Source organism: Nocardiopsis sp. Huas11 (assembly GCF_003634495.1).
In the GTDB taxonomy this organism is placed as follows: Bacteria; Actinomycetota; Actinomycetes; order Streptosporangiales; family Streptosporangiaceae; genus Nocardiopsis.
This window is the reverse complement of record NZ_RBKY01000001.1, coordinates 1,086,385-1,100,439: the sequence shown is the minus strand read 5'-3', so window position 1 is coordinate 1,100,439 and position 14,055 is coordinate 1,086,385. Positions and strand designations below refer to the sequence as shown.

Annotated in this window: 8 protein-coding genes; 3 read left to right on the top strand and 5 right to left on the bottom strand. The window is 73.0% G+C overall.

Going from position 1 to position 14,055, the window contains the following annotated elements; genetic code table 11:
* Nucleotides 1–24 precede the first annotated feature (24 nt).
* The 5 genes from DFP74_RS04825 to cofD all read right to left on the bottom strand — a co-directional run bounded on the left by DFP74_RS04825 (nt 25) and on the right by cofD (nt 8,042).
* Nucleotides 25–2,412: a chitinase C-terminal domain-containing protein gene (locus tag DFP74_RS04825; protein ID WP_233570804.1), complete on the bottom strand. Its 2,388-nt coding sequence runs from the start codon at nt 2,410–2,412 to the stop codon at nt 25–27.
* A 247-nt stretch (nt 2,413–2,659) separates the two neighbouring features.
* Entirely contained in the window at nt 2,660–3,931 is a 1,272-nt protein-coding gene (locus tag DFP74_RS04820; protein WP_121180600.1) for a glycosyl hydrolase family 18 protein, read from the bottom strand.
* Nucleotides 3,932–4,080: 149 nt separating this feature from the next.
* Nucleotides 4,081–5,661, bottom strand: coding sequence for a Na+/H+ antiporter (locus DFP74_RS04815; protein ID WP_121180599.1), 1,581 nt, complete (start codon nt 5,659–5,661; stop codon nt 4,081–4,083).
* A 108-nt stretch (nt 5,662–5,769) separates the two neighbouring features.
* Nucleotides 5,770–7,065, bottom strand: coding sequence for a coenzyme F420-0:L-glutamate ligase (locus DFP74_RS04810; protein WP_121180598.1), 1,296 nt, complete (start codon nt 7,063–7,065; stop codon nt 5,770–5,772).
* Entirely contained in the window at nt 7,062–8,042 is a 981-nt protein-coding gene (cofD, locus tag DFP74_RS04805; RefSeq protein WP_121180597.1) for a 2-phospho-L-lactate transferase, read from the bottom strand. Before cofD ends, DFP74_RS04810 begins: the two co-directional genes overlap by 4 nt.
* 244 nt (nt 8,043–8,286) lie before the next feature.
* On the opposite strand from cofD, the gene DFP74_RS04800 reads away from it, so the two are divergent.
* The 3 genes from DFP74_RS04800 (at nt 8,287) to DFP74_RS04790 (ending at nt 14,054) form a co-directional block, all read left to right on the top strand.
* Entirely contained in the window at nt 8,287–9,759 is a 1,473-nt protein-coding gene (locus tag DFP74_RS04800) for a hypothetical protein (protein ID WP_121180596.1), read from the top strand.
* Nucleotides 9,760–9,995: 236 nt separating this feature from the next.
* Entirely contained in the window at nt 9,996–10,283 is a 288-nt protein-coding gene (locus tag DFP74_RS04795) for a WhiB family transcriptional regulator (protein ID WP_014908913.1), read from the top strand.
* Nucleotides 10,284–10,598: 315 nt separating this feature from the next.
* Nucleotides 10,599–14,054 (top strand): glycosyltransferase family 2 protein, encoded by a 3,456-nt coding sequence (locus tag DFP74_RS04790; protein WP_121180595.1) that lies wholly within the window; start codon nt 10,599–10,601, stop codon nt 14,052–14,054.
* Nucleotide 14,055 lies beyond the last annotated feature (1 nt).

Here is a 14,055-nt window from a genome sequence, read left to right as displayed (position 1 = left end):
CCGCGCCCCCGCGGGACGTGCGGATCAGCAGGCTCCCAGGCTCTCCCAGGCGCCCCACTCACCGGTGGTGCCGGGCTCGTCCCGGGTCCACCACCTGGCCCGGTAGGCCGTGCCGCCGTGCGTCACGGTGTCGCCCTGGGTGTAGGTGGCGCCCGAGGACCAGGCCGGGGCGTCGCAGTCCACGGGGTCGCCGCCACCACCGTCGCCGCCACCGCCGTCCCCGGGGTCGGGGTCGGGGGCGTCGACCAGGGTGCCCTCGCGCGGGGCGTCGTAGGTGATCGCGTACTCGTTCCCGCCGATCCCGACACGGAAGTTCGAGGGCTGCGCGATCGGCAGGCGGTAGCTGAGGGTGAAGTCCAGCGAGCCCCCGGCCGGGATGCTCTGCCAGCTCGGGACGGTCAGCTCCACCCGGTGGAAGTCGCCGTCCAGGCCGCCCACGTTGTCGCCCCGGTCGTGCCCCACCTGTACATGGGTCAGCCCCATGCCGGACTGGTCGCCCATGGTGCCGGGGGCCGAGGTGCCGTAGTCGAAGGTGAGGGTCGAGCCGCCCGGGATGTCGCCGGCCGAGTTGTTGGTGACCGTCACGTCCGGCGTGATGGGGTAATTGTTGTCGCCGAGGGCGAATCCGCCGAAGTCCACGTCCACGTCGAGGACCTGCGCGGGCGCGGCGGTCTCGGCCTTGGCCGCTCCGTAGGGTCCCGCATCGCTCAGCCGCTCGTGGAGGTCGGTGATCAGGGTGTCGCCCATCACGTACTGGCCCGCGTCGGCGTCGTAGGCGTAGTCGCCGGCCATCTCCCAGATCATGACGCCGCCGAGTCCGGTGTCGGCCACGTAGTCCGCCTTGGCGGCGGTGGTCCGGTCCGCGTCGCCCGACAGGAACGTGTTCGTGGTCGAGTTCCACCACCACTCGTTCTGGGTGGTGTCGTCCCAGTGGCGCTCGTAGGCGCCCACCAGTTCGTCGGTCACCCCGTAGTCGGCCGTGTAGTCGCCGACCACGCCGTCCTCCAGGTTGAGCACGTGCCAGATCGGGTTCGCGCCGGCCGCGATGGCGCCGCCGGTCACGGGATCGCTGTCGTGCCAGAGGTTGTCGATGCCGTCCGCTCCGTCACCGCAGGGGACGGTGAGGCCCGTTCCCGGTTGGCACCGGTCCTGGTCGGGCAGCGCGGCGGTGCCCCACAGCCCGTTCTCGCCGCCCTCGACGTCCTTCCACCCCCGGGTGTAGAAGGGCAGCCCGAGGTTGATCCGCCCGGCCTGCATCGCACCGCGGAAGTAGTGGTGGGACCAGTCGGCGTTCAGGTAGCCGATGCCGTCGTAGGCGCCGTAGACGTCCGCCAGCTCGGGGTCGAGCCCGCTGTCGTAGAGCGCTCCGTTGTGCCCCACGAAGTGGTTCCACGTGCCGTGCAGGTCGTAGGTCATCATGTTGACGAAGTCCAGGTACCGCACGACCTGGTGGACCTCCTGGCCGCGCAGCAGCCAGCCGGAGGAGGGGACCGCGGCGGTCAGCTGGTAGTAGGTGCCGTCCTCGGCGGAGGCCGTGTCGAGCTTCTCGCGCAGCACGCGCATCAGCTCCTCGTAGCCCTCCCACAGCAGACCCCGGCGCTCGTCGGAGATCCAGTAGTCGTCCGGGCTCCCGGCACCGTTGTTGGACGTGGCGTACTCGTAGTCGATGTCGAGGCCGTCGAACCCGTACTCGCGCACGAAGTCCACGGCCGAGTCGGCGAAGGTCTCGATCCCCTCGTGGTTCACACCGGTGGACGTGGTGGTCATCGAGTAGAAGCCGCCGGAGTCCACCCGTTCGCCGTCCGGGTCGAAGTAGCCGCCCGTCTCGGCCCAGCCGCCCACGGCCACCAGGGTCCGGACCCCGGGGTGCTCCTTCTTGAACTTGTTGAGCTGGTTGAAGTGGCCGCCGTAGGGGAAGGCGGGGTCCGGCTCCAGGCCGGGGCGGTCCCAGGTCATCCCGGTGGCCGGGTTGTCCGGGCCGTCCGGGCCGACCGAGAGCCGGTGGTCGCCGTCCACGTGCCCGAACGCGTAGTTGATGTGGGAGATCCGGTCCCAGGGGATGTCGTCGACGAGGTAGGTGGGCCGGTCGTCGGCGCCGTTGCGCCAGCTCGTGAAGTAGCCGATCACCCGCCGGTCGAGGCCGTTGGGCAGGATCTCGCGCCCGTCGGCGTCGTAGACGTCGCAGTAGGGCACGTCCACGCCCGGTGTTCCGTGCAGGCCGTCGGGGCGGCAGTCGGTGTCGGCCGCCGCCTGCGGGAGCCGGTCCGTCGGCGACTGGGGGGCGGCGTGCGCGGTCGGAGCGATGAAGAGCACGCTCGCGGCCACGCACAGTCCGGCGGCGGCGGAGCCGAGGGCGCGGGCCCATCGGGCCGCGCCGGCCCGTGCACCCGGGGGGTGGTGGGAGGAGGGCATGGGGGAACCTTTCGCGGGGCACGGCGGGCCGGTGCGGGCACGCCGGGGGGACCCGTCCGGGCCGGGACGGGTGGGGGAGGGATGGTCGTTCCCCGGGGCGGTGCCGGCCGGGACGAGCCGAGGCATCCGGCGGGGGACGAGACGGGGGCGCGGCGCGGGGTTCGCGCGCCGCGCCCCCTGGGGGAGACGGCGACCGGTCACCGGGAGTCGGGAGTGCGGTGACGGGCCGCCGGGGAGGGGTCGGGCGTCAGCAGGCGCCGACCGTCTCCCAGACGCCCCACTGGCCGGTGGTCCCGGGCTCCTCGCCCTGCGTCCACCACTTGGCGCGGTACACGGTGCCGTCGTGGGCGACGGTGTCACCGCCCGTGTAGACGGAGCCGGAAGCCCAGGCGGGGGCGTCGCAGTCGACGGGCCCCTCCGTGGGTCCGTCGGTCGGCCCCTCCGTGGGTTCGTCGGTGGGGCCGTCGGTGGGCTGCCCCGGTCCGCTGCCCAGACGGGCGGAGATCGTCTCGGCGAACGCGTACCCGTTGGTGGAGTCCCAGTTCACGGACCAGGTCATCACGCCGCCGATGGGACCGTAGGGCGTCTCGGGGGAGAAGGAGCCGCAGTTGGTCCCGGTCTCGAGGCAGTCGAGCGCCTTGACGATCTCGGTCGGCGCCATGTACCCGCCGCCGGCGGCGGAGGGGGTGGCGGGCAGGCCCAGGCCGACCTGGTCCGGGCTCAGGCCCATCTCCAGCTGGATGCAGGCCAGCGCGGCGACGAAGTCGGCGGTGCCCTGGCTGTAGACCTGGTCGTCGCAGCCCAGCATCGAACCGGAGTTGTAGTACTGCATGTTGACGATGGTCAGGATGTCGGAGATCTCCGATGCGAGCTTGGGGTACTCGCGGTCCGCGCTCTGGAAGTCGATGGTCTGCGGCGCCATCGTCAGGATGAGGTCGGAGCCCGCGCGGGAGCTCAGGTCGCGCAGGGCGCTGCCCATGTACTGGGCGTCGATGCCGTGTTCGAGGTCGATGTCGATGCCGTCGAAACCGTAGTCCAGCATCAGCTCGTGCGCGGTGTCGGCGAAGTTGCGGGCCTGCGTGGCGTTGGTGACGGACACGTGCCCGAGCTCGCCGCCCACCGAGAGGATGACCTTGCGCCCTTCGGCCTGGACGGCCGCGATGTCGTCGCGGAACGCCTGATCGGTGTAGCCGCCCAGCTCGTCACTGGCGAGGTTGAAGGTGATGCCGCCGTCGAGCGAGGGGTGGTTGTCGGCGAAGGAGACCGCGACCAGGTTGTAGGCGCTGGGGACCTCGCCGAGGGTGAGGACGTGGGAGCCGTTGTCGAAGTTGTGCCAGTAGCCGGTCAGCCAGGGCGCGGACTGCTGGGCGGTCTCGGTGTCGGCCACGGGTTCGATCTCGGTGGGGGAGGGGGTGAACTGCCCGGCGCCCGCGACCAGTGCGGTGGCGAGGAGGGCTCCGGCGCCGATCAGTGCGGCGAGCGTGCCGCGGCGGCGGTGGGTACGACGGTGTGCGTGCATGGGGGGCGTGCTCCTGTCATCGAGCGGGGAGACGATGCGTCGTTGTGGGGGCGCGGAGGCCACGCTAATTGTTAGGAAACCTTAGAGTTGAGTTCCGGCCGCGTCAACGGAAATGGTAAAGAAAGTTTGCCGTTATCTCCGGCGGCGGTTCAGCCGGTCGGTCCCGTTCCGCCCTCGCGCAGGTCCAGCGCCTTGCCCACGGTCTGGAACACGTCGTGGTCGATGCGCCCGTCGCGGTAGAGCGACTTCAGGGCGTCGCGGCGCGCCTGCGTGATCCGGTGGAGCGCCGCCAGCCGGCCCTCCAGCCGCTCCCGGGCCTGGCCGTCCCCGTCCAGCAGGGTCCGGGACCGGTCCAGCCGGCGCGCGTAGGAGCCGCGCAGGGAGTCGGCGGTCTCCTGGTCGATCTCCCCCGACGACAGCAGCTCCTCGACCTCGCGCAGGGCCGCCGCGTCCATCTCCACCTCGGCCACCAGGTACTCCCGGTCGTGGGCGCCCTCGCTCACCATGCCCAGCCGGCGCAGTAGTGCGGGCAGCGTCATCCCCTGGCCGACCAGGGTGCCCAGCACCACCACGCCCGCCACGAACACCAGCGCGCCGCGCTCGGTGAAGGGCTCCCCGTCCAACGTGGCCGGCAGGGAGAGCGCGATGGCCAGGGACACCGCCCCGCGCATGCCGCTCCACCCGATCACGGTCCGCTCGCGGACGTCGCCCAGGTCCACCCGCATCCCGGGGATCGAGCGCTGCACCGGCGCCACCGCCACCACCAGCACCATCCGCAGCAGCACCGCGGCGGCCGTGACCGCCACCGCCACCCCCACCAGCAGCAGGAACGAGTACGTGTGCGCCTCCACCGACGCCACCACCGCGTCCAGCTGCAGGCCCAGCAGCACGAACAGCGAGGACTCCAGCAGCGTGACCAGGACCCGCCAGATCGTCCGCCCGTTCATCCGCACCCGCGGCGGCAGCAGGCCCTCGCCCCGCGTGCCGAGGTAGAACCCCGCCACCACCGCGGCCAGCACTCCGGAGAAGCCGGCCATCTCCGCCGGGACGTAGGCCACGAACGGAGTGATCAGGGTGACCATCAGGAGCAGGCTCGGGTCCTGCATCCGCGTTCGCGACCACGACACCACCAGCGCCACCACGGCGCCGTAGGCCAGCCCGCCCGCCACCACCTTGACCAGCTCGACCGTGCCCTCGGTGACGGTGAGGGGGTGTGCCATGGCGGTGACGGCGAGGGTGAACAGCGTCAGCGCCACGCCGTCGTTGATGAGGGACTCGCCCTCCAGGATGGTCAGGACCCGGCGAGGGGTGCCCACGCGCTTGAGGATCGCCGACGCCGCCACCGCGTCCGTGGGCGCGATGGCCGCGCCCAGGGCGATCGCGGCGGGCCAGCTCACCTCCGGCATCAGCCAGTAGACGATGCCCGCCAGGCCGAAGGCGGTCAGCAGGGTCGTCCCGACCGCCATGACGACGATCGGCCGGCCCTGGAGCCGCATGTCGCGGGGCGAGGAGAAGAAGGCGGCGTTGTAGATCAGCGGCGGGAGGAAGACCAGGAGCACGACCTCCGGGGAGACCGACACCGCCTGCGGCCACGGCAGCACGCCCAGGACCATCCCGAGCACCACCAGCACGACGGCGTCCGGCACCCGCAGCCGGCCGGCGAGCAGCCGCCCGCCGATCACCGCGAGCACGATCACCAGGCCCGCGACCACGTACCCCTCGACCGACACCCCGCACCTCCGGGCACCAGGATGCAGGCCCGGGACCGGGGCGGAGGCGCTGACGCGCCGACACCGCCCCGGCGGCCCCTCACGCGGAGCCGGGGCCCGGCCGAACGCTCATCGGACGGCGATGAAGTCCTCGGGGTCCCGGAGTGGCCGGTCCCGGGGCGGCTCGGCCGCGTGCCCGACCGCCACCGCGCCCATGGGCCGCCACTCGGCCGGGACGTCCAGGACCTCGCGCACCACGTCGGCGCAGAACATCGTCGAGGAGATCCAGGCCGAACCCAGACCCTCCATGGCCAGCCCCACCAGCAGGTTCTGCACCCCGGCGCCCATCGCCACGAGGAACATCGACTGCTCGGCGGCGGCCCGGCGCTCGTCCGGGTAGGGGTGGGCGCCGTCCGCCACGAGGAAGGGCACCACCAGGTAGGGCGCTCCCCGCAGCACGTCGCCGCGGCGGGTGCGGCGGGCGATGGCCTCCTCGGAGAACCCGTCGGCCCGCAGGTCGGCCACCCACGCCTGGAGCATCGCGTCCAGCAGCCGTTTGCGCGTGTGCGCCGACTCCACCAGCACGAACCGCCACGGTGTCGTGTGGTGCGGCGCGGGCGCCGTGACCGCCGTGGCCACCGCGCGGCGCACGGCGGCCGGGTCGACCGGCTCCTCCGTGAACGAGCGCACGGTGCGGCGGGCCGGCACCACGTCGCGCGAGCCGTACCGGAACAGGTCGGCGTCGGCCGGGCGTACGAGGGCCGCCGCACCCGGGCCGTCCTCGTCGGTGACCAGGGCGCCCAGTCCGCTGACGACCGCGACCGGGACCCCGCTCGTCTTGCCCTTGACGAGCTCGCCCGCTCCGGCGATCTCGTCGGCGACCGCGTTGACCGTGGCCTCCATCACGTTCCCGTGCGCGTCGGAGGTGCCGCGCAGGTCCTGGACCGGGACGAGTCCGGCGACCCCGATGGCCACGTCGGTCTGTCCCACCCGCCAGGGGCGGCCGAAGGTGTCGGAGACGATCACGCCCACGCGCACGCCCAGGCGCTCGCGCAGCCTCGCGCGCAGCGCACGGGCGGAGGCGTCGGAGTCCTCCGGCAGCAGCAGCACGGTGCCCGGCTCGACGTTGGAGGCGTCCACCCCGGCCGCGGCCATCACCAGGCCCTGGCGGGTCTGCACGATCCGGGTCCGGCCCGCGCGGGCCACCACGCGCACGGTCTCGGCGTCGATGGCCTCCTCGCGGTCCATCCGGCGGGACCGGCCCTCGGCCTTGCTGACGATCTTGGAGGTGACGACGAGCACATCGCCGTCGGCGAGGGGGGTGCCGGAGGCCGCCGCGGCGTCGGTGACCAGCGCGGCCAGGTCGTCGCCCTCGCGGACCTCGGGGAGGCCGTCCAGTCCGCGCACGCCGATCCGGGCGCTCATCGCTCCGTCCCCGCGAGCTCGACGGCCAGGTCGACGGCGGCCCGGGCGATCGCCTCGGTCTCCGCCGGTCCGTTCATGTACAGCGGGCGCGAGCGGACCTCGATGCCCTCGACGACGGTGCCCTCGTCGGCCTCGTCGACCAGCCAGCCGTCGAGCAGGTCCGAGCCGAGGTGTTCGGCGACCGCGCCCGCGGAGGTCTCCACGCCGATCGCGGTCAGGCAGGCGTCGGCCATGCCGCGCACCGGGGCTCCGCCGATGATGGGTGAGACGCCCACCACGGTCTTGCCGGCCATGGCCTCGCGCATCCCGGGGACGTTGAGGACCGAACCGACGCTGACGACGGGGTTGGACGGCGGCAGGATGACCGCGTCCGCTTCGGCGATCGCCGCCAGGACGCCGGGGGCGGGCTTGGCCGACTCGGCCCCCACGCTGACGATCTGCTCGGCCGGCAGGGCGGCGCGGTGTCGGATCCACCACTCCTGGAAGTGGATGGCCCGGCGGCCCTGGCCGTCGTCGACGACCACGTGCGTCTCGACCTGGTCGTCGGTCATGGGGAGCAGGCGCACCCCCGGACGCCAGCGTGCGCACAGGGCCTCGGTCACCGCGGAGAGGGGGTAGCCCGCGGCGAGCATCTGGGCGCGCACGATGTGGGTGGCGGTGTCCCGGTCGCCGAGCCCGAACCAGGTGGGCTGCATCCCGTAGGCCGCGAGCTCCTCCTTGACGGTGAAGGACTCGTCGGTGCGGCCCCACCCCTGTTCCTCGTTGATGCCTCCGCCGAGGGTGTACATCACCGTGTCCAGATCCGGACAGATCCTCAGCCCGAACAGGGTGATGTCGTCACCTGTGTTGCCGATGACGGTGATGCTGCTGCCTGTGGTCTGGTCTTCGGTGGCAGGTGCGTCCGTGCCCAGGGCGGCCTTGAGGCCGCGTAGGAAACGTGCGCCGCCGATACCGCCGGCCGGTACGACTATCCGCATGCGTCCAAGTCTGGCAGGCTGGTGGCGTGTATGGGTCGTCTGCCCCGCCGTGGGCGTGCGACACAGGTGTGACCGATCCGGTGGCGGGAGTTCGTGAACCCGGCCGCCCCGGCCGCCATCTCATCCCGTCGACCGGTGCCCGGTGTCCCCAGGTTCTGCCCGGATCCGGTCGATTCATCTGACCGACCGACGATATGCCAAGCTTTCACCGACGCGACGGCGAAGCAGCAGAGGGGAACCTCTCTTGAACATCGAAACACTAGACCGCCTGCGCCTGCCGGGGGCATGGGCTCTGTTGGCGTCCACCGGTGTGCTCATGCTCTCCGGGCTCATCCAGGTGATCGTGATCTCCAGCGACTGGCGCGGGGAGGCCACCTTCGCCGGCGCGATGTACGGCGCAGGGGCCGCGCACTTCTTCGGCATCGGCGTCACGGTCGTGCTCGCGGCCGCGGTGGCTCTGGTGGTGACGAGTCAGAGGACCCGTCCGTCCGCGTCGCCGGTCGTGCTGACCGCGCTGATCCTGGCGGGTGTGGGGCTGCTCTTCTGCCTCATCACCCTCATCTGCGGGTTCATCGGCCCGGGCGTGGGACTCGGCTTCGCCCGTCTCCTGCAGACGCTCGCCCAGGGGACCGTGCTCGCCCTGGTCGGGTTCGCGGCGCTCCAGGTGTTCAACAACCCCGTGCTGGTGCCCCGCGCCGTGCAGCCGCAGCAGCCGCAGTACAACCCCCAGCAGGCCTACCCGCCCGCCACGGGCGCCCATCAGTCCTTCGCTCAGCCCGGCTACCCCGTTCAGCCGGCCGCCGACCCCACACAGACCGGCGCGGACCCGATGCAGACCGGCCAGCCCGCCGCCTACGGCCAGCAGTACGGCACCGGCGCCCAGCAGGCCTACGGCCAGCAGCAGGGCTACGACGCCGCGGCGCAGCAGCAGGCGGCCTACGGCCAGCAGTACGGCGCCACGGACGCCTCGGGGCAGCAGCAGCCCTATGACGCGGCCGCGCAGCAGCAGGCGGCCTACGGCCAGCAGTACGGCGCCGCGGACGCTTCCGGGCAGCAGCAGCCCTACGACGCGGCCGCGCAGCAGCAGGCCGCCTACGGCCAGCAGTACGGGACCGGCGCCCAGCAGGCCTACGGGCAGCAGTACGGCACGACCGACGCCTCGGGGCAGCAGCAGCCCTATGACGCGGCAGCGCAGCAGCAGGCGGCCTACGGCCAGCAGTACGGCGCCGCGGACGCTTCCGGGCAGCAGCAGCCCTACGACGCCGCGGCGCAGCAGCAGGCCGCCTACGGCCAGCAGTACGGCACCGGCGCCCAGCAGGCCTACGGCCAGCAGCAGTACGGGGCCACGGACGCCGCGGCCCAGGGGGAGTACGCGGCGGCCTACGACCCCGCCCAGTACGCGCCGCAGTCCTACGACGCCGGCCAGCAGGCCGCCGAGCAGGCCCACAACTCCGGCGAGCAGGCCGCCCAGGACGCCATTCAGTACGGTTGGTACCAGGGCGGCGACCAGGCGGCGCAGCCGCAGGACACTCCGGCCGAGGGCGGAGTTGAACCTTTCTTTAACTCCGGTGAGAACAACGGAACAGATGCGTCCGGACAGGGTGGTGGATCCTACGGAGGCCAGTACGGCTCCGGTTCCGGCTACGGCTCTGACCAGCAGGGACAGAGCGGTACCGGGGATCAGCAGAGCTGGTACGGCGGAGAAGAGCGGCGCTGACCCGGCGCCGTGCTCCACGCTCCCGCCGCCTTGGAAGGCCGTGAATTGCGTGGTAATCCACAGAACGGACATCACGGAGTCGCCGTTGGCGGTTCGTTACATGATATTCAGTGGATTACCACGCAGGGCGCTTGACTATCGGTCACGCGGCCACGTGTAATTTCAAGGTGGGATTCCACCCGGCCTGGGGGACGAAAAGGGCCGGGGACATCTATGGGGGGCAACAGGAGGTGCGCATGAGCGAGGTCATCCCGCTGGCGCACGGCTCGGATGAAGATCTGGGCTGGCAAGAACGTGCCCTGTGCGCGCAGACCGACCCGGAGGCGTTCTTCCCCGAGAAGGGCGGCTCGACCCGGGAAGCGAAGAAGGTCTGCCAGTCGTGCGAGGTACGGGCGGAGTGCCTGGAATACGCGCTCGAGCACGATGAGCGCTTCGGTATCTGGGGGGGACTCTCCGAGCGTGAGCGCCGAAGGCTCAAGAAAGCCGCCGGAGGGGATTTCGATTTCCTGGCGGACATGCTGTAGGAGCTGACGCGAAGACGCGCGTTCGGGCCGTGAGCCCGGGCGCGCGTTCTTCATGTTCGGGATGTGCACGGAGAAGGTCCGCATTGCGCCATGGGCGCCTCTGGTGCGAAATACCCCGATATGGCCGGGCCGGGGGCGGCTGTGCCGAATAGGTCCGGAATGGTGTCAGGTGGCGTATCGTGATGTCCCGGCTCGCCCCGTCGGGCCGCCTCCTGCGCGCTCACGCGCCCCACCGCCGGCCTCCGCGGCCGGTACCCGCACGGGCCCGGACACGCCGGTGCCCACCCCTTCTCCCGGAGAGACCCCACCACAGCCGTGCTTGACCAGGATTCCGCCCGACACGTCGTCACCGTGGTCGTCGTCAACCACGACGGCGCCCGCTGGCTGCCGGAGACCTTGGCGGCGGTCCGCGCCCAGACCCGCCCCGTCCAACGCGTCGTGGCGGCGGACACCGGCAGTACCGACGGCAGCCCCGACACGCTCGCCGAGTACCTGCCCTCCGACGCCGTCATCGACCTGCCCGCCGACACCGGTTTCGGCGACGCCGTACGCGCCGCCCTGGAACTGCCCCGTTCCACCACGCCCGTGCGCGGCTTCGACGACGACGCCACCGAGTGGCTCTGGCTCATCCACGACGACCTCACCCCCGAGCAGGACGCCCTCGCCCACCTGCTGGACGCCGCCGACCAGGACCCGCGCGCCGCCGTCCTGGGGCCCAAGCTCCGCGACTGGTTCGACCGCCGCCTGCTGGTCGAGGCCGGCGTCACCATCGACGGCGCGGGCCGCCGTGAGACCGGCCTGGAGCAGCGCGAGTTCGACCACGGGCAGCACGACGGCAACCGGCAGGTCCTCGCCGTCTCCAGCGCCGGCATGCTCATCCGCCGCGACGTGTGGGACCGCCTCGGCGGTTTCGACCCCGCCCTGCCCCTCTTCCGCGACGACATCGACTTCTGCTGGCGCGTGGGCGGCGCCGGCCTGCGCGCCATCCTGGTCACCGACGCGGTCGCCTACCACGCCGAGGCCTCCGCGCGCAGGCGCCGGCCCATCACCTCCACCCGCAACCACCCGCGCCGGGTCGACCGGCGCCACGCGGTGTTCGTGCTCCTGGCCAACCTGCCCTTCGGCGGCATGGTCGGGGCGCTGCTGCGCAACTCCGTCGGCTCCCTGCTGCGCGTGCTGATGTACCTGCTCATCAAGCAGCCCGCCAACGCGCTGGACGAGGCCGCGGCGATCACCCTGGTCTACCTGCGCCCCTTCCGGCTGGTCCGCGCGCGCTTCCGGCGCCGCCGCGACCGCCGCCGCACCTACAGCGCCATCCGGCCCTTCCTCGCGCGCGGGGTGGCGATGCGCCAGTTCCACGACGCCGTCACCGGGCTGCTGTCCGGGGACCCGGTGGGCGACACCCCCGGCCGGCACCAGGCCGTGACCGCCGATCCCGGCGCCGACGGGGACGAGCACGCCCTCGACGACCGCGACGGCTTCGTCCGCCGCGTGCTGCTGCGGCCCGGACCGCTCCTGGTGGCCGGCCTGGTGGTGGTCACCCTCGTGGCCGGGCGCTCCCTGCTGCTGGGCGACCTCCTCGCGGGCGGGGCCCTGCCCCCGGTCGCGGGAACGGCGGGGGACATGTGGGAGCTGTACCTGTCCGGGTACCCCGACAGCGGTCTGGGCTCGGACGGGCCGGTCCCGCCCTACGTCGGGCTGCTCGCCCTGCTGTCCACCCTGACCCTGGGCAAGCCGTGGCTGGCGGTGACCATCGTCCTGTTGGGCTGCGTGCCGCTGGCCGGGCTCACCGCCTACCTCCTGGCCCGCGAGGTGCTGCGCTACCGTCCGGCCCGCGTGTGGATGGCCGGGGCCTACGCGCTGCTGCCGATGGCGATCGGCGCGGTCGCGCAGGGGCGGCTGGGCACCGCGCTCGTGCACGCGCTCCTGCCGGTGCTCGGACTCCTGCTGGTGCGGGTGGTCTCGATGCCGCCGCGGCACTCGCGGCGGGCCGCCTGGGGGCTCGGCCTGACCCTGACCGTGGCCACCGCGTTCGTGCCGATGGTGTGGCTGCTGTGCGCGGCCACCGGTGTGCTCGTCGCGCTCGCCTTCGCCCACCTGGGCCGCCGCATCCACGTCAGCATCCTGCTGAGCCTGGCCCTGCCGATCGTGCTGCTGATGCCGTGGTCGCTGGAACTGGTGCTGCACCCCACACTGTGGCTGCTGGAGGCCGGTCTGCACCGGCCCGACCTGTCGGACGCCGACGCGGCCCCCTACGAACTGCTCATGCTCTCCCCGGGGGGTCCCGGGGCCCTGCCGTACTGGGTGACCTCCGGCTTCCTGGCCGCCGCCCTGTGCTCGCTGCTGCTGCTCCGCAACCGGATGCTGGTGGCCGCGGGGTGGACCCTGGCCCTGTTCGGGATCCTCGTCGCGGTCCTCACCAGCAGGCTCGTCGTCGAGCCCTACTTCGGCGGTCCGCCGGCGGCGGTCTGGCCGGGCGTGGCCCTGGCCTTCGCCGCCACCGCGGTCCTGCTGGCCTCGGCCAGCGCCGCCCGCGCCTTCGGCGAGATGGCCAGGGCCGGGGACCCGGACGTGGGCCGCCTGCGGCGCTGGTTCGGGCGGGGCGGCCGGCGCGTGTTCGCCCTGGGCGTCGCCGCACTGGCCCTGGCCACCCCCGTCACCGCGGCCGCGCTGTGGATGTGGGAGGGCGTGGACGGGCCGGTCACCGCGCACTTCTCCCCGGTCGTGCCCGGTGCGGTGCAGACGCTCAGCGAGGACGGCACCCGCCCGCGCACCCTGGTGGTGACGCCGGACGGCGACGGCGGTGTGGACTACACGGTCGTGCGCGGGCGCGAACCCCGACTGGGCGAGGAGCGCGTGACGCCCTCGCCGCAGGCCCGCGCGGTCATGGACCAGGCCGTCGCCGAACTGGTCGTGGGGCAGGGCGGGGACCAGCTCTTCACCCTGGCCGACTACGGCGTCAAGTACGTGCTCTACCCGCGTCCCGAGACCGCTGGGCCCTCCGACACCACCATGGTCGACACCCTCGACGGGACGCCCGGGCTGGAACGGCAGTCCCTGTCCGACCAGTACGCGCTCTGGCGGCTGGGCGACCCCGCCGGCGTGCTGCGGGTGGTGGCCGAGGGCGGGGTCGAGGCCGAGACGCTGACCGTGCGGGGCGAGGCCGACGACCTGACCGCCGAGACCGCCCCCGGCGGCGCCGGGCGGCTGCTCTCCCTCGGGGAGCCCGCCGACGGCGGGTGGCGCGCCACCCTGGACGGTACGGAACTGCCCGCGGCGACCACCGAGCACGGCAACCAGGCCTGGGAACTGCCCGTGGACGGGGGACTGGTGCGGGTGTGGCACACCGACTACGTACACACCGCCTGGCTGGCCACACAGGCCGTCCTGGCCGTGGTGGTGGCGGTCCTGGCCGCGCCCGGGGTGCGGACCGAGGAGGACGTGCGGCTGATCGAGTCCACGCCCAGGCCCCGGCCCCGCCGCCCCGAAGGGCTGGGGCGGTCGCGCCGCCGGTCGAGGTCGGGCCGGTCCAGGTCGGACCGCGCGAGCCGGACGGCCCGGCCGAGGACGCCCGGAGCCGGGACCGAGGCGACCGAGGCGGTCGAGAGGACGGACCCGGACGAGAACGTCTCGACCGGCGCCATGCCCGTCACCCGCGAGGGCGGACGGCGGCGCGGCACCCGGGGTACCCGGCGGCGCGGCCGCGGCAAGGACGGGCGGGGCCGCTCCGGCGGCGGTTCGGGCACCACCGTGAACGAGGGGGAGGAGTAGC

Excerpts from the sequence above, each read along its gene's own strand:
- DFP74_RS04795 (WP_014908913.1), top strand. The coding sequence starts at position 9,996 with ATGAGCGAGGTCATCCCGCTGGCGCACGGCTCGGATGAAGATCTGGGC.
- DFP74_RS04810 (WP_121180598.1), bottom strand. The coding sequence starts at position 7,065 with ATGAGCGCCCGGATCGGCGTGCGCGGACTGGACGGCCTCCCCGAGGTC.
- DFP74_RS04825 (WP_233570804.1), bottom strand. The coding sequence starts at position 2,412 with ATGCCCTCCTCCCACCACCCCCCGGGTGCACGGGCCGGCGCGGCCCGA.
- cofD (WP_121180597.1), bottom strand. The coding sequence starts at position 8,042 with ATGCGGATAGTCGTACCGGCCGGCGGTATCGGCGGCGCACGTTTCCTA.
- DFP74_RS04820 (WP_121180600.1), bottom strand. The coding sequence starts at position 3,931 with ATGCACGCACACCGTCGTACCCACCGCCGCCGCGGCACGCTCGCCGCA.